At 67.0% G+C, this 14,384-nt stretch carries 15 protein-coding genes; 7 read left to right on the forward strand and 8 right to left on the reverse strand.

Annotated elements, in window-relative coordinates:
* Positions 1–89: 89 nt before the first annotated feature.
* Complete coding sequence (locus ACTT2I_RS05980; protein ID WP_293980633.1) at positions 90–674, reverse strand: response regulator transcription factor; 585 nt, start codon at positions 672–674, stop codon at positions 90–92.
* Positions 671–1,897 carry an ATP-binding protein gene (locus ACTT2I_RS05985; RefSeq protein ID WP_421099564.1) on the reverse strand — a complete coding sequence of 409 codons (1,227 nt, stop codon included), beginning with the start codon at positions 1,895–1,897 and terminating at the stop codon, positions 671–673. The genes ACTT2I_RS05980 and ACTT2I_RS05985 overlap by 4 nt, the downstream gene beginning before the upstream one ends.
* 144 nt (positions 1,898–2,041) lie before the next feature.
* Here ACTT2I_RS05985 and ispG point away from each other — a divergent pair, with 144 nt between their 5' ends.
* The 3 genes from ispG to ACTT2I_RS06000 all read left to right on the forward strand — a co-directional run bounded on the left by ispG (position 2,042) and on the right by ACTT2I_RS06000 (position 4,865).
* Entirely contained in the window at positions 2,042–3,307 is a 1,266-nt protein-coding gene (gene ispG, locus ACTT2I_RS05990) for a flavodoxin-dependent (E)-4-hydroxy-3-methylbut-2-enyl-diphosphate synthase (RefSeq protein WP_088432223.1), read from the forward strand.
* The gene (locus ACTT2I_RS05995) at positions 3,288–3,995 is read left to right on the forward strand and encodes a phosphatase PAP2 family protein (RefSeq protein WP_443096811.1); all 708 of its coding nucleotides are present in this window, start codon (positions 3,288–3,290) and stop codon (positions 3,993–3,995) included. The genes ispG and ACTT2I_RS05995 overlap by 20 nt, the downstream gene beginning before the upstream one ends.
* Positions 3,996–4,217: 222 nt before the next feature.
* Positions 4,218–4,865: a response regulator gene (locus tag ACTT2I_RS06000; RefSeq protein WP_088432221.1), complete on the forward strand. Its 648-nt coding sequence runs from the start codon at positions 4,218–4,220 to the stop codon at positions 4,863–4,865.
* 54 nt (positions 4,866–4,919) lie between these two features.
* Here the strand turns inward: ACTT2I_RS06000 and ACTT2I_RS06005 are convergent, their stop codons facing one another.
* The 5 genes from ACTT2I_RS06005 to zwf all read right to left on the reverse strand — a co-directional run bounded on the left by ACTT2I_RS06005 (position 4,920) and on the right by zwf (position 10,899).
* Positions 4,920–5,579, reverse strand: a complete 660-nt coding sequence (locus tag ACTT2I_RS06005) for a bifunctional 4-hydroxy-2-oxoglutarate aldolase/2-dehydro-3-deoxy-phosphogluconate aldolase (RefSeq protein WP_088432220.1) — start codon at positions 5,577–5,579, stop codon at positions 4,920–4,922.
* Between the two features lie 195 nt (positions 5,580–5,774).
* The gene (gene edd, locus ACTT2I_RS06010; protein ID WP_088432219.1) at positions 5,775–7,691 is read right to left on the reverse strand and encodes a phosphogluconate dehydratase; all 1,917 of its coding nucleotides are present in this window, start codon (positions 7,689–7,691) and stop codon (positions 5,775–5,777) included.
* Positions 7,692–7,736: 45 nt separating this feature from the next.
* Positions 7,737–8,459, reverse strand: coding sequence for a 6-phosphogluconolactonase (pgl, locus tag ACTT2I_RS06015; RefSeq protein ID WP_421099562.1), 723 nt, complete (start codon positions 8,457–8,459; stop codon positions 7,737–7,739).
* Positions 8,456–9,463: a glucokinase gene (gene glk, locus ACTT2I_RS06020; protein WP_088432217.1), complete on the reverse strand. Its 1,008-nt coding sequence runs from the start codon at positions 9,461–9,463 to the stop codon at positions 8,456–8,458. The genes pgl and glk overlap by 4 nt, the downstream gene beginning before the upstream one ends.
* Entirely contained in the window at positions 9,460–10,899 is a 1,440-nt protein-coding gene (gene zwf, locus ACTT2I_RS06025) for a glucose-6-phosphate dehydrogenase (protein WP_088432216.1), read from the reverse strand. Before zwf ends, glk begins: the two co-directional genes overlap by 4 nt.
* Before the next feature lie 354 nt (positions 10,900–11,253).
* On the opposite strand from zwf, the gene ACTT2I_RS06030 reads away from it, so the two are divergent.
* The gene (locus ACTT2I_RS06030) at positions 11,254–12,345 is read left to right on the forward strand and encodes an ABC transporter ATP-binding protein (RefSeq protein WP_088432215.1); all 1,092 of its coding nucleotides are present in this window, start codon (positions 11,254–11,256) and stop codon (positions 12,343–12,345) included.
* A gap of 94 nt (positions 12,346–12,439) precedes the next feature.
* Here the strand turns inward: ACTT2I_RS06030 and ygfZ are convergent, their stop codons facing one another.
* Positions 12,440–13,309: a CAF17-like 4Fe-4S cluster assembly/insertion protein YgfZ gene (gene ygfZ / locus ACTT2I_RS06035; RefSeq protein ID WP_421099561.1), complete on the reverse strand. Its 870-nt coding sequence runs from the start codon at positions 13,307–13,309 to the stop codon at positions 12,440–12,442.
* A 39-nt stretch (positions 13,310–13,348) separates the two neighbouring features.
* Here ygfZ and ACTT2I_RS06040 point away from each other — a divergent pair, with 39 nt between their 5' ends.
* From ACTT2I_RS06040 to sdhD, 3 genes are read left to right on the forward strand one after another with little or no spacing between them, the layout of a single operon-like run.
* On the forward strand, positions 13,349–13,522 hold the full coding sequence (locus tag ACTT2I_RS06040; RefSeq protein WP_088432213.1) for a DUF1674 domain-containing protein: 174 nt from the start codon (positions 13,349–13,351) through the stop codon (positions 13,520–13,522).
* 56 nt (positions 13,523–13,578) lie between these two features.
* Complete coding sequence (gene sdhC / locus ACTT2I_RS06045) at positions 13,579–13,971, forward strand: succinate dehydrogenase, cytochrome b556 subunit (protein WP_046273608.1); 393 nt, start codon at positions 13,579–13,581, stop codon at positions 13,969–13,971.
* Positions 13,968–14,354, forward strand: a complete 387-nt coding sequence (gene sdhD / locus ACTT2I_RS06050) for a succinate dehydrogenase, hydrophobic membrane anchor protein (RefSeq protein ID WP_421099560.1) — start codon at positions 13,968–13,970, stop codon at positions 14,352–14,354. The genes sdhC and sdhD overlap by 4 nt, the downstream gene beginning before the upstream one ends.
* The last annotated feature ends 30 nt before the right edge of the window (positions 14,355–14,384 follow it).

The following is a 14,384-nucleotide window of genomic DNA, read 5'->3' on the forward strand; positions in this document are numbered from 1 at the left end:
AAGCAGGTAGAGCCGACCGTTGGTCGGCTGTCGTACGCATCGCGCGGGGTTGATCGTCGTGGTGAAGCGCAGCCGACCCACGGTCGGCATCACCGGCTCGGGTCGCGCTCCGGGCTCGGCCGCTTGGCCAGCTTGCGCTGCAGCGAGCGCCGGTGCATGCCGAGCAGGCGCGCGGCGGCGGACACATTGCCGCCGGTCTCATGCATCGCCTGCTGGATGTGCTCCCACTGCAGGCGGCTGATCGGGGTCATCGCATCCGGCGGCTCCATGTCGCCGTCATCGGCCGGGCCATCGTCCTCTTCGCCGAGCGCGCGCAGGATCATCGGCACCGTGGCCGGCTTGGGCAGGTAGTCGTCGGCCCCGAGTTTGATCGCTTCCACCGCCGTGGCGATGCTGGCATAGCCGGTCACCAGCAGGATCCGCATGTCTTCGCGCAGGGCGCGCAGCGGCTGGATCAGCGCAAGCCCGGATTCGGTGCCGAGCTTGAGGTCGATCAGCGCATACGCCGGCGGCTGTTGCCGGGCCAGCAGCAGCGCCGAGGCGATGTCGCTGGCGGTGACGGTTTCCAGCCCTTTTCGGGCCAAGCTGCGCTGCAGTGTGCGCAGATAGAGTTCGTCGTCGTCGACCAGCAGGCCATGGCTGGCCTGACCGGGCGCGGGGGTAAAGGCGGTCATGCGGAAGTCTCCCGTGGGGACAAGGGCAGACGGAAGCCGACGCGGGTGCCGGCACCATTGGCCGGACGCATCCACAGCTCGCCGTCCAGGCGTTCGATGGTGGCGTGGGACAGGGCCAGGCCCACGCCCATGCCGTCGGTCTTGCCGCTGTTGAACAAGGTGCCGGGCAGCACGGCCTGGCGGGCGTCGAAGCCGTGGCCGTAGTCGCGTACTTCGCCGATCAGGTCATCGCCTTCGATGCGCAGCGACAGATCCACCTGCGGGCGGTCGGCCTTCTCGCCCGCGTCGGCGGCATTGTTGAGCAGCACCATCAGCAGGTGCCCGATACCCGGGTCCAGCGGCAGGGTCAGCGGAGCGTCTTCATTGCGCTTGAGCGCGATGGTCGGCCGCACCAGCCGCCATTGTTCCAGTACCTGCGGCAAGGTCACCGCGTCGCGGCCGGGGGCGTCGCCAGCGGCGGGGCGGGCCAGCGCCAGCACGCGTTCGCGACACTGCACCAGCAGCTCGCGCAGGGTTTCCACGTCGTCGCGGACCTCGCTGCTTTCGGTCTGGTCGGCGATGTCGTCGGCGAGCAGGGTCATGGTCGCCAGCGGGGTGTTCAGCTCATGCGCCACCGAGGCGGCGTGGGTGGCCAGCGCGACGATGCCTTCGTTGCGCACGAAGCGTTCGCGCAGCATGGCCAGCTCGTGTTCGCGCTGACGCAGGGCGATCGCCAGCCGCGTGGCGAACACCAGCACCACCGTGGCCGACAGCAGGAAGTTGCAGACCACGCCCCACTGCTGCATCTGCGCGCCGGTGAAATAGCCGCTGGGCAGTGGCAGGCCGAACACGCCGCTGACCGCGTAACCGATCAGGCAGGCCGCCGCCACGGCCAGGGTCCAGCGCAGGGGCAGGGCGAGCGCGGCCAGTGCGATCAGGATCAGGAACAGCGAGCCGAAGGGATTGGCGATGCCGCCGCTCCAGCCGACCATCCAGGTCAGCACGGTGACATCCACCAGGATGTGGCCGAAGGCAGTCACCGGTGCGGTGTCCGGCTCCTGCACACGCAGCTGCGCGTACAGGTTGAACAGGGTCAGCGCGGCGACGCCGGCCCACAGCGGCAGCTGCGGCAGTTCCAGCCCCAGTACCCAGGTGGCGACCAGGATCGTGGCGGCCTGGCCGGCCACGGCCAGCCAGCGCAGGCTGCACAGGGTGCGGAGAAAGGGGGCGTCGGTACCGGTCATCACCGCACATCCTATGCGCTCCCGCCAACGCCTGCCTGCGACAATCGGCCGCATCGGGAACGGGCGCCCTCCGCGGCGCATCGAACATGAGTGGCAACCAACGCTGGGCACCTACCTGCACGCTGGGCGCGCTAAAATAGGCGGATGCATGACGCCGTGACCCGACCGACCCAACCCGCCGACTCCGCCGTGTGGGCCCGCCGCCAGACCCAGCCCGTCCGTATCGGCGGCGTGGTCGTGGGTGGGGGCCATCCCGTGGTGGTGCAGTCGATGACCAACACCGACACCGCCGATGTCGCCTCCAGCGTGAAGCAGGTGGCCGAACTGTGGCGCGCGGGCTCGGAGATGGTGCGGCTGACTGTCAACAATCCCGAATCGGCCGCAGCCATCCCGCGGATCGTCGAAAAGCTGCAGATGATGGGGATCGACGTCCCCCTGATCGGCGACTTCCATTACAACGGCCATCAGCTGCTGACCCAGGAGCCGGCCTGCGCGCAGGCCCTGGCCAAGTACCGGATCAACCCGGGCAACGTCGGCTTCGGCAAGAAGAAGGACACCCAGTTCGCGCAGCTGATCGAGTTTGCGATCCGCTACAACAAGCCGGTCCGGATCGGCGCCAACTGGGGTTCGCTGGACCAGTCCCTGGCCGCGCGCCTGATGGACGAGAACAGCCAGCGCGCGCAGCCCTGGGATGCCGGGCGCGTACTGCGTGAAGCGCTGATCCGCTCGGCGCTGGATTCGGCCGAGACCGCCGTCGAACTGGGCCTGCCGCGCGACCGTATCGTGCTGTCGGCCAAGGTCAGTGGCGTGCAGGAGCTGATCGCGGTGTACCGTGACCTGGCCCAGCGCTCGGATTTCGCCCTGCACCTGGGCCTGACCGAAGCCGGCATCGGCAGCAAGGGCATCGTCGCCTCCTCGGCGGCGCTGGCGGTGCTGCTGCAGGAAGGTATCGGCGACACCATCCGCATTTCGCTGACCCCCGAACCGGGCCAGTCGCGCACCGCCGAGGTGATCGTCGCCCAGGAACTGCTGCAGACCACCGGGCAGCGGGCGTTCACCCCGCTGGTCACGGCCTGCCCGGGCTGCGGCCGGACCACCTCGGAATTCTTCCAGGAACTGGCCAAGGTCGTGCAGAACCATGTGCGCGAGAAAATGCCGATCTGGAAAGTGAGCCACCCGGGCGCGGAGAGCATGACCCTGGCGGTCATGGGCTGCATCGTCAACGGGCCGGGCGAGTCGCGTCACGCCAACATCGGCATCTCCCTGCCGGGGACGGGCGAAACGCCCGCGGCGCCGGTGTTCGTGGACGGCGAAAAGACGGTCACCCTGCGCGGCGAGAACATCGCCCAGGACTTCGTGGCGCTGATCGACGATTACGTCGAACGCACCTATGTCCGAACCATCGGATAAGCCGGCGGTGCTGGCTGCCCCGGAGCCGGCGGCCGGCTTCCGCCACTGGATGGGTCGCAACGCCTGGCGCTTCGTGCTGCTGTTCGTGGGCGTGCTGCTGCCCTTGGCCGGGTTTGTCGCGTTGGCCGATGAAGTCCATGAACTGGAATCGATCTATTTCGACGCGCCCCTGCTGTGGAAGATGCACGGCCTGCATTCGCCGGGCCTGGACCAGTTCTTCGTGCTGCTCTCCAAACTGGGCTACGAGTGGTTCCTGATCCCGGCCGATGTGCTGATCGTGGCCGTGCTGGTCTGGCGCAAACGCTGGCGCGAAGCCAGTTTCGTGGCCATCTGCTTCGTCGGCTCGGCGCTGCTCAACATGGGCAGCAAGCGCTTCTTCCAGCGCGACCGCCCCAGCCTGTGGGAATCGATCGCGCCGGAAAGCACGTTCAGCTTCCCCAGCGGCCATGCCATGGGCTCGATGACCCTGGCCGTCACCCTGGTGCTGCTGGCCTGGAACACCCGCTGGCGCTGGCCGGTCGCGCTGTCAGCGGTGACCTTCGCGGCACTGGTCAGCCTGTCGCGGGTCTACCTCGGTGTCCATTACCCCTCCGACATCCTGGCCGGCTGGTGTGCCGCCCTGGTCTGGGTGGTAGGGTGCTTCCTGGTCATGTTCCGCCGCCGCCATCCCTGGCGGCATCGCCACTGAGACGAATACGGCGGTAAACTGGCCGAAAGCGGCATGAAGGCGGGCTGCATCCATAGGCTGTTCCACTGGAACAGATGAGGATGAGAGGCACAGGGGGAGGGGCAGGACAGCATGTCTGTGATGCGCGGACCAGAACGCGATGATGGGGAACCCGGTTCCTTGTGATCGACACATCCCGCGGCTAGGCTTGCCCCCGTTCACAGTGTTTGACGAGGTTGGCGGATGACGATTCGAGTGTATCTGGTGGACGATCATGCTCTGGTACGCACGGGCATGAAGATGATCCTCTCCAATGAAACCGACATCGAGGTGATCGGCGAGGCGGAGAGTGGTGAAGATGCATTGCCGGACATCCGCCGCCTGCGGCCCGACGTCGTGCTGTGCGACCTGCACCTGCCCGGCGTCAGCGGCATGGAAGTGACCGAGCGGGTGGTTCGTGGCGATCACGGCACCCGCGTGGTGATCGTCTCCGTGCTCGAAGACGGCCCGATGCCCAAGCGCCTGCTCGAAGCCGGTGCCTCCGGCTACATCGGCAAGGCCTGCGACGCCCAGGAACTGCTGCGTGCCGTGCGCGATGCGGCGCTCGGCCGTCGTTATCTCGGCAACAGCATCGCGCAGAACCTCGCGCTGTCCAACGTGGAAGGCAACCACTCGCCGTTCGATACGCTGTCCCCGCGCGAACTGGAAGTGGCGCTGCTGCTCACCCAGGGCCTGCGCCAGGAAGACATCGCCAAGCGCCTGAGCCTGAGCGCGAAAACCGTCAACACGCACAAGGCGCGCCTGTTCGAGAAGATGGGCATCAACGACAACATCGCACTGGCGCGCATGGCCAGCCAGTACGGCCTGGTGGATCCGGCACGCCCGATGTAATCCTCGCGCGGGTGCCAGACAAAAAAACGCCCGGGCATGCCCGGGCGTTTTCGTTCAGTGCGCGCGGACCCGCGCCACGATCTTCGCGGCCTGGGCCGCGCTCGCGCGCACCTTGTCCCACTCGCCACGCTCGATCCAACCGCCCGGCACCATCCACGAGCCACCGATGCAGACCACGTTCTTCTGCTCCAGGTACTCGGCGGCGGTGTCTTCGGTAATGCCACCGGTCGGGCACAGCTTCAGATCCGGGATCGGACCGGCCAGGCCCTTGATCATCGCCAGCCCGCCCACGGCCGAGGCCGGGAACAGCTTGCACACCCGGAAACCGCGCGCATACAGCGCCAGCATTTCCGTTGGCGACGCCGCACCCGGCACCACCGGCAGCGGCGCCTGCGCCAACGCATCGGCCATGTGGGCCGGCGTACCCGGGGTGACCAGGAAATCGGCACCGGCATCGATGGACTGCTGCATCTGCTCCACGGTCAACACCGTGCCCGCACCCACCACCACATCCGGCAGCTCGCGCTTGAGCATGGCGAGCGCTTCCATCGCCACCGGCGTACGCAGCGTCAGCTCGATCGCCGGCAGCCCGCCCTCCAACAACGCCGCACTGACCGCCCGGGCCTGATCCAGCGTGTGCACGGTCACCACCGGCAGAATGCCGGCAGCCTTCAACAGGGTTTCAGCGCGTTTCTGATGTTCGGCGATGCTCATGCGTTTCCAATCCTTCTTCCAATAAGTGCGACGCCACAACGCGCCGAAATGTGTCCAGAGGCAGCGGGATGGCCCCGACCAGGACCGTTACAGCGCCATGGATGGCGCTGACGAGCCCCCATGGATGGGTTCACGGCGCGTCTTGGTCGGGGCCATCCCGCTGCCTCAACCAGGAAACCCCACCGCTGCGTCAGCTCAGGCGTCCTTGGCCTCATGCGGCGCATCCGCCGCCGCCGCATCATGCCCAAGCTCGTATTCCGCATCGTAATTCCAGATGCTGCCGTCATCTGCCGCCGGCCCACACGAAATCGACATCGCACCCTGATCGGCCGGACCCACGAGACGGCGGCTCATCGCGAACAGATTGCGGCCCAGATCATGCCCGGCCGGTGCCGTATTCGGTGCCGGCTCGCGTGCCGCGAACTCGGCCGCGTCCACCAGCAGTTCCAGCGTGCCCGCCTCACCATCCAGACGGATGATGTCGCCTTCGCGCACGCGTGCCAGCGGACCGCCACGCGAGGCTTCCGGCGTCATGTGGATCGCCGCCGGGAACTTGCCCGACGCACCCGACAGACGGCCATCGGTGACCAGCGCCACACGGCGGCCCTGGTTCTGCAGCAGGCCGAGCAGCGGCGCCAGCGAATGCAGCTCCGGCATGCCGTTGGAGCGCGGGCCCTGATAACGCACCACCGCCACGAAATCGTGCGGCAGCACGCCGGCGGCATGCAGCTTGTTGAGCACCTGCGGCGCATCGACCACCACCGCCGGCGCTTCGATCGTGCGGAACTCCGGCTTCACCGCCGACAGCTTGATCAGCGAACGGCCGAGGTTGCCGCGCAGCAGGCGCAGGCCGCCCTGCGATTCGAACGGATTGGCCACGCCACGCACCACATCCGGGTCGGCGCTTTCGCGCACGCCATCGATGTAGGTCAGCTTGCCATCGCGCAGCGCCGGCTCCTGGCCGTACTGGCGCATGCCGCCCTCGGCAACGGTCTGCAGGTCGGCGTGCATCAGCCCGGCCTCCATTAGCTCGCGGAACACGAACGCGGTGCCACCGGCGGCTGCAAAGCGGTTCACGTCAGCCTCGCCGTTCGGATAGACGCGGGCCAGCAGCGGAATCAGCTGCGAGAGCTGGTCCATGTCGTCCCAGGTCAACACGATGCCGGCGGCGCGCGCCACGGCGATCCAGTGGATGGTGTGGTTGGTCGAGCCGCCGGTGGCCATCAGGGTGACCACGGCGTTGACGATCGCGCGTTCGTCGATCAGGCGGCCGAGCGGACGGAAGTCGTCGCCCAGTGCGCTGATTTCCAGCGCACGTACCGCTGCCTGGCGGGTCAGCGCATCGCGCAGCGGTGTATCCGGATTGACGAACGAGGCGCCCGGCATCTGCACGCCCATTGCCTCGAGCAGCGTCTGGTTGGAGTTGGCAGTGCCGTAGAAGGTGCAGGTGCCGGCGCCGTGGTACGAGGCGGCTTCGGCTTCCAGCAGTTCCTCGCGGGTTGCCTGGCCGGCGGCATAGCGCTCGCGCACTTCGGCCTTCTGCTTGTTCGGGATGCCCGGCGTCATCGGGCCGGCCGGCAGGAAGATCGCCGGCAGGTGGCCGAAGGCCAGCGCGCCGATCAACAGGCCCGGCACGATCTTGTCGCACACGCCGAGGTAGACGCTGGCGTCGAACATGTCATGGCTCAGGCCGATCGCGGTCGACTGGGCGATCACATCGCGCGAGAACAGCGACAGCTCCATGCCACCGCGGCCCTGGGTGACCCCGTCGCACATCGCCGGCACGCCACCGGCCACCTGTGCGGTCGCACCGAGTTCGCGTGCGGTTTCGCGCAGGATCTCCGGGTAGTGCTCGAACGGCTGATGCGCCGAAAGCATGTCGTTGTACGCGGTGATGATGCCCAGGTTGGGCGTCACGCCGCCGCGCAGGCGCGACTTGTCGGTCGGGCCGCACGCAGCGAAGCCGTGGGCGAGGTTGCCGCAGCTCAGGCGCGAACGGAACGGACCGTCGCGCAGCGCCGCGTCGACACCGGCCAGGTAGGCGGCGCGGGAGGCGGCGCTGCGCTGGACGATGCGTTCGGTGATGGCATGGAGTTTGGGATGCAGGCTCATTGGCTACCGGCTATGAGAAGGCGAACGGAACAACACCGGGGCAACTCAGTCACACCAGTGGACGCGCAGTTTCGCGCCGTCGAGATCGATCGCATTGAGGATGGGATACAGCTGCGGATTGTTGCTTTCCAGCGCGTGCTTGAGCACTTCCAGCTTCTGCTTGCCACGCAGCAGCAACAGGCGCTGGCGGCTCTGCTTCAGGCCGTGCGGAGTCAGGGTGATGCGCAGCGGCCACTGGTTGGCACCGGGGCAGCCGGTGGCATCCAGCGCCGCGTAGGGCAGGGTGCTTTCCAGTGCGCGGGCCAGGTCCTTCGAGCCCGGGAACAGCGAGGCGGTATGGCCGTCGTTGCCCATGCCGATCACGCTCAGGCACGGCCGCTGGCTGTGCTGGGCCTGCAGGTTGGCGCTGTAGACACACTCGGGCAGCGGCTTGCCGACCCGCACCAGCGGATCGAAATGCGCGCCTTCGGCGCGGGCGAGGAAACTTTCCTTCACCAGCCAGGCATTGCTGTCGCGATCCTGCGGTGACAGCCAGCGCTCATCGACCAGGCTCACTTCCACCCGGTCCCACTGCACGTCCAGTTCGGCCAGCGCCTGGTAGACCGGTGCCGGCGTGGTGCCGCCGGAGAGCAGCATGCGCGCGCGGCCGAATTCGGCGATGTCGCGGTTGAGCTCGACCGCCATTTCGGCGGCGACGGCCTCGATCCAGGCATCGGCATCGCCGTGCCGGACCAGGGTGAAACGGTCGGACGTATCCAGGGTATTCATGCAGTGCCTCCGGGCAGATCGCGTTCCACATCCGCCGCATACGCGGCCGCGCCGAGCAGGCCCGGGCTGGGGTGCATCACCGCCAGTGACGGCACCTTGGACATGATCGAAGAGAAGCGGCCCTTGTGTTCAAAACGCTGGCGGAAACCGGAGTGCTGCAGCGAATCGAGCATCTTCGGCACCAGCCCGCCGGTCAGGAACACGCCATCCCAGGCGCCCTGCATCAGCACCAGGTCGCCGGCGATCGCGCCGAACACCGCGCAGAACACATCCACGGTGCGCATCGCCTGCGGGTCGCCATGCAGCGCCCGCGCGGTGACGTCCACCGGCTGCAGCTGGCCCGGATCGATGTCGGCCATCTCGCACACGGCGCGATGGATGTTGACCAGGCCGGGGCCGCAGATCAGGCGCTCGTTGGACACCCGGCCGAACTGCTCGGACAGGATTTCCAGGATGCGGATCTCCTCCGGCGTGCCCGGCGGGAAGCTGACATGGCCGCCCTCGGTTTCCAGCGGGTAGCAGCGGCCGTGGCGCAGGATCAACCCGCCCACGCCGAGCCCGGTGCCCGGGCCGATCACCGCATAGTTGCGCGGCTGGCCCGGCTTGCCCGGAACCCACGACGCGCCGCCGACCTGGATCACGTCCTGCGGCTGCAGCAGCGAGATGGCCATCGCCTGGGCGGCAAAATCGTTGATCAGGTGCAGTTCGTCGAAGCCGAGCATGTGCGCGGTGCGCATGCGCGAGATTACCCACGGGTGATTGGTGATGCGCGCCTCGTCACCGTCCACGCGGCCGGCCACGGCGAACACGCCGCGCCTGGCTTCCGCGCCGATCTGCTCGAGGTAATGCCGTGCGGCCTCACCGAGCGAGGGGAAATCAGCGACCGCGAACTCGCGGATGCTGTCCTGCTGCAGCGGCGCGGCCAGCGAAGTGTCGGCCAGTGCGAAGCGTGCATTGGTACCGCCGATATCCGCCACCAGGACCGGCTGGGACAACACCGTCATGCCTGGCCACCACGGGCAGCGTCGGCATCGGCATCGGCAGGCAGGAAGCCGGCGGCTTCCGCCGGACCCCATTCGCCAGCGGGGTAGGGCTGCAACGGCAGCTTGGCTTCCTTCCACGCGTCGCTGACGCTGTCGATCCAGGCCCAGGCTGCGCGCACTTCGTCATCGCGCACGAACAGCGCATGGTTGCCGTTGAAGGCATCCAGGAACAGCCGCTCGTAGGCGATACGGCGGTGCAGGCCGGTCGGCACGGACAGTTCCAGTTCCAGCGGATGCAGTTCCAGCGCACCCCATTCCGGGCCGGCCAGCGAGCTCATCAGGCCCAGTTCGATGTTTTCCTGCGGCTGCAGCTGGAAGGTGATGCGGTTCGGGGTGGCATTGCCACGGTGCGGGCGCTCGAACAGCCAATGCGTGACCGGCTTGAGCGTGACCACGACGCGGGTGGTGCGCTCGGCCAGGCGCTTGCCGGTGACCAGGTGGAACGGCACGCCGGACCAACGCCAGTTGTCGATATGCGCGGTGACACCGGCGAAGGTTTCCACGTCGCTGCCTTCCGGCGGCTGGTAGGCCTGCGCGGGCTGGCCGTTGATGGTGCCGGCGGTGTAGCGGCCACGCACGCTGTCACGCGCGGCGTGCTTGGCATCAAGCGGACGCAGGGAGCGCAGCACTTTGACCTTTTCATCGCGGATGCGATCGGCTTCCAGCGAGGCGGGCGGTTCCATGGCGACCAGGCACAGCAGCTGCAGGATGTGGCTCTGGACCATGTCGCGCAGCGCGCCGGAGCGGGCGTAGTACGCATCGCGGCCGTCCACGCCCTCGCTCTCGGCAACCAGGATGTGCACCGATTCGATGTAGTTGCGGTTCCAGACCGCCTCGAGCAGCGTATTGCCGAAGCGCAGCGCGATCAGATTCTGCACCGCGGCCTTGCCCAGGTAGTGGTCCAGGCGGAACACGCGGTCTTCGTCGATCCACTGGCCGATGGTGGAGATGATCTCCTCGGCGCTGGCACTGTCGCTGCCGATCGGCTTTTCCAGCATCAGGCGGTGCGGTGCGGCCAACGCGCCGCCCTTGGCCAGCCCTTCGCAGGTGGAGATGTACAGGCCCGGCGGGATCGCCAGGTAGCTCACACACTTGCGGTCGACCAGGTCATGGACCGACTCGGCCACGGACTCGGGATTGCGCAGATCCACCGAGCGGTAGTCGATTCGCTGCAGCAGCGAGTGGATGTCGTCCTGGCTGGCCATCGGCATGGCCTGCTGCAGGCGCGGGCGCAGGATCTCGCGGAAGGCCTCGGTATCGTGCGGCGACAGCGCCAACGCACGGACCTTGAAGTCTTCGGGGAGCAGACCGTCGCCCAGCAATCGCAGCAGCGAGGGGAACAGATAGCGCTGGGCCAGGTCACCTGTGGCACCAAACAGGAAAAGGGTGTCGTGCATCGCTCGAGTTTCAGATCCGGGTGACATCGTTGTCAATCGCTTCTCGTCTATGTTCTCGGGGGTCGGGCGGGGTCCGTTGTCTGCTTATTGCAGGTGCAGCACGCCCCATGGATTCCGCCCGGCATGATGGCCTGCCGACCGGGTGTCGTGGGAGATATCGCATCCTCCCCGTCACCCCGGTCACGGCCGACTATCGGATAGTGCCACGTGAAAACGTTTACATGGCAGAATGCGCAGACTGTATTCGATTGCAGTGGTCGCCGTCATGCGGCACCACGCCATCGACCTGCCATCGGGAGGGCCGAAGGCAGTTCCGCATAACAGCCCGGAGACCGGGCGGACTGGAATGGTGATATGGCAAAAGTGCAGTTGCAGGGCGTTCGCAAGGTCTACGACAACGGTCAGGTGGCCGTGCAGGGCGCGACCTTCGAAGTGGCCGATGGTGAATTGATGGTGCTGGTGGGGCCGTCCGGGTGTGGCAAGTCCACACTGCTGCGCATGGTCGCCGGCCTGGAAGAGATCAGCGGCGGCACGCTGACGATCGGCGACCGCGTGGTCAACGACGTGGCGCCCAAGGATCGTGACATCGCCATGGTGTTCCAGAGTTATGCGCTGTACCCGCACATGACCGTGGCCGAGAACCTGGCCTTCGGTCTGAAGCTGCGCGGCCACGACAAGGCCACGATCAGCAAGCGGGTCAGCGAGGCGGCTGACACCCTGGGCCTGACCGACATGCTGGACAAATTGCCCAAGGCGATGTCCGGCGGGCAGCGCCAGCGCGTTGCGCTGGGCCGCGCGCTGGTGCGCGAGCCGGCGGTGTTCCTGCTGGATGAGCCGCTGTCCAACCTGGACGCCAAGCTGCGCCACAGCGTGCGCACCGAAATCGCGCAGCTGCACCGCAAGCTCGGCACCACCATGATCTACGTCACCCATGACCAGGTCGAGGCGATGACCTTGGGCCAGCGCATCGTGGTGCTCAAGGATGGCGTGATCCAGCAGATCGATACGCCGATGGCGCTGTACGACCGTCCGGCCAATCTGTTCGTGGCCGGTTTCCTCGGCAGCCCGGCGATGAACGTGCTGCGCGGCACCCTGCAGCGCACCGATAGTGGCTATGCCGTGCAGGACACCGGGCTGACCGCGCCGCTGGGCCAGGCCCGGATCGATCAGGCGTGGGTCGGCAAGGCGATCGCCGTGGGCGTGCGCCCGGAGCATCTGCAGCCGGCCGCCGCAGGTGATGTGACCGCGTTCGAAGCGATGATCGATGGCATCGAGCCGGTCGGCAACGAGATCTTCGTCAACATGACCAGTGGCGGCCAGCCCCTGGTGATGCGCGTGGCGCCGCAGGCGTTGCCGCCGGTCGGCGAGCCGATCCGCGTGGCGATCCATCCGCAGGGCCTGCATTTCTTCGATGCAGAGACCGGCGAGCGCTTGAACGACGCGTAAGTCGCGGAGGGGGGAGGCGCGCCGACCAACGGTCGGCGCCTACCGGACCGCGATGCTGGCGTGGCGCGTACGGATCGACCAACGGTCGATGCCGTTAACGCGCCAGACGGTCCAGCAACGGCAGATGGGCGGCCTCAACCCCGCCGACCGTCAACGGTTCGGGCGCGATTTCCAGTGGCAGCACGGCCAGGGCCAGGTCACCGGCCACCGAGGCGACCGTGCCGATCGCCGCCTCGTTCTGCTGCACCTGTGTGCCGCTGGTCGTGCCCTCCACGACCCGCAGCAACTGCAGGGCGCGTTTGGCCTTGCCCAGAAAATGGGTGCGGGCCACGATTTCCTGGCCGGGGTAGCAGCCCTTCTTGACGCTGTACCCGTTCAGGCGGTCCAGCCCCAGCTGCTGGGGCGTCCACTGTTCACGCTGATCGGCGTCCAGTCGCGGCAGCCCATAGCGAAGGTCGGACTGGCGCCAGGCCAGTGCGATATCCGCGCTGTCCGCGGCGGCGGCCACGGCATCGGCCGCACCGATCCGCAGGCTGCGCGGAAGCGCATCGCTGCCCAGGTCCAATTCCATGTTTTCGGCGCCAAGTTGCGCAATCGCGGCCCCGGAGGCGCTTTCCGGCGCGGTGAAGCTCGCCGCCACGGCCAGGTCGTTGCGCACCTCGATCCGCACTTTGCGGCGGAATACAAAACGCTGCAATTGCGACGCAATTGCATCGGCATCGCCGTCGGCGAGCACCAGCACGATGCGCTCCTCCTCCAGCCGCAGCAGCTGGAACACAGCAATGGTGCGGCCCTTGGCCGTCAGCCAGGCGCTCCACTGCCAATGCCGCAGGGGCAGGGCGGTCACATCGCTGGAGAATTGGGCATGGGCGAACGCAGCCGCGTCAGCACCGCTGAGACTGAGCAGCTGGTGACCGGTGAGGCGCGAAAAGCCGGCGAAATCGGAGGGCAGGTTGTCAGGCACGTGAACGGGGTCTAAAATTTGTGCGTTGCGAGAACACCCATGATAGGCCAAACAACCCCCACTCCAGATTCTGAAGCTGAAGGCACGCTGGTACCGGAGGAGCATCCGCTTCCCGAGACCCCGGCATCGCCTTTGGAAATCGGCGGCCGCGGCGGACTTGATCCGGTGCGGTACGGAGATTGGGAAAAAAACGGACGCTGCATCGATTTTTGATCAGCATTGAGCCAACGCGGCATTGCGCCGCCCAGCCGAGATAACGAGCCCAGCGAATGGCCGCCAGAGAACGTCCCCTTTCCCCGCACCTTCAGGTGTATCGCTGGCAGATTCAGATGGCCACCTCGATCCTGCATCGAGCGACCGGCATCTTTCTGTCTGTTGGAGCCCTGATCATTGCCGGCGGCCTGCTCGCCCTGATGATGGGTCCTGAATCCTGGAACTGCTTCACCGGCCACGCCGGTAGCTGGTACGGCAAGCTCTTCCTGTTCGCCTGGACCTGGTCCTTCGCCTACCACCTGTGCAATGGCATCCGCCATATCGTGCAGGACTTCGCGATCGGCTTCTCCATTCCCGCCTTCGTGCGCAGCAGCTGGGTCTCGGTCTTCGCCAGCCTGGTGATCACCGCCCTGATCTGGGCCTACGTCTTCATGGGAGCGGCCGCATGAACAAGTACCGTACCCCGCTGAAGAACGTGCGTGGCCTGGGCGCGGCCAAGACCGGCACCGAGCACTTCGTGATGCAGCGCCTGACCGCCACCGCGCTGGTCGGCCTGACCATCTGGTTCCTGGTGTTCGTGCTGAGCCTGATCGGCGCCGATTACGTGACCGCCACCGATGTGGTGTCCAAGCCGTGGAACGCGGTGCTGCTGGTCGGCTTCCTGGTCGCGATGTTCTGGCACGCCCAGCTCGGCCTGCAGGTCGTGCTGGAAGACTACATCCATAACTCGCTGCTGGCCCTGGCGCTGCAGACCACGGTGAAGTTCATCGCCGTGCTCGGCGCGATCGTCAGTGTGTTTGCGGTCGCCCGCATTGCGCTCGGCGTTGCCTGAGTCCAGGCACCAAGACAGGAATCCAGATTA

This window comes from Stenotrophomonas sp. PUT21, assembly GCF_052232875.1.
Classification (GTDB): domain Bacteria; phylum Pseudomonadota; class Gammaproteobacteria; order Xanthomonadales; family Xanthomonadaceae; genus Stenotrophomonas; species Stenotrophomonas maltophilia_N.

Bases quoted from the DNA above. Each gene is read 5' to 3' on its own strand.
- ACTT2I_RS05980 (WP_293980633.1), bottom strand. From the start codon at position 674: ATGACCGCCTTTACCCCCGCGCCCGGTCAGGCCAGCCATGGCCTGCTG.
- ACTT2I_RS05985 (WP_421099564.1), bottom strand. From the start codon at position 1,897: ATGACCGGTACCGACGCCCCCTTTCTCCGCACCCTGTGCAGCCTGCGC.
- ispG (WP_088432223.1), top strand. From the start codon at position 2,042: ATGCATGACGCCGTGACCCGACCGACCCAACCCGCCGACTCCGCCGTG.
- ACTT2I_RS05995 (WP_443096811.1), top strand. From the start codon at position 3,288: ATGTCCGAACCATCGGATAAGCCGGCGGTGCTGGCTGCCCCGGAGCCG.
- ACTT2I_RS06000 (WP_088432221.1), top strand. From the start codon at position 4,218: ATGACGATTCGAGTGTATCTGGTGGACGATCATGCTCTGGTACGCACG.
- ACTT2I_RS06005 (WP_088432220.1), bottom strand. From the start codon at position 5,579: ATGAGCATCGCCGAACATCAGAAACGCGCTGAAACCCTGTTGAAGGCT.
- edd (WP_088432219.1), bottom strand. From the start codon at position 7,691: ATGAGCCTGCATCCCAAACTCCATGCCATCACCGAACGCATCGTCCAG.
- pgl (WP_421099562.1), bottom strand. From the start codon at position 8,459: ATGAATACCCTGGATACGTCCGACCGTTTCACCCTGGTCCGGCACGGC.
- glk (WP_088432217.1), bottom strand. From the start codon at position 9,463: ATGACGGTGTTGTCCCAGCCGGTCCTGGTGGCGGATATCGGCGGTACC.
- zwf (WP_088432216.1), bottom strand. From the start codon at position 10,899: ATGCACGACACCCTTTTCCTGTTTGGTGCCACAGGTGACCTGGCCCAG.
- ACTT2I_RS06030 (WP_088432215.1), top strand. From the start codon at position 11,254: ATGGCAAAAGTGCAGTTGCAGGGCGTTCGCAAGGTCTACGACAACGGT.
- ACTT2I_RS06040 (WP_088432213.1), top strand. From the start codon at position 13,349: ATGATAGGCCAAACAACCCCCACTCCAGATTCTGAAGCTGAAGGCACG.
- sdhC (WP_046273608.1), top strand. From the start codon at position 13,579: ATGGCCGCCAGAGAACGTCCCCTTTCCCCGCACCTTCAGGTGTATCGC.
- sdhD (WP_421099560.1), top strand. From the start codon at position 13,968: ATGAACAAGTACCGTACCCCGCTGAAGAACGTGCGTGGCCTGGGCGCG.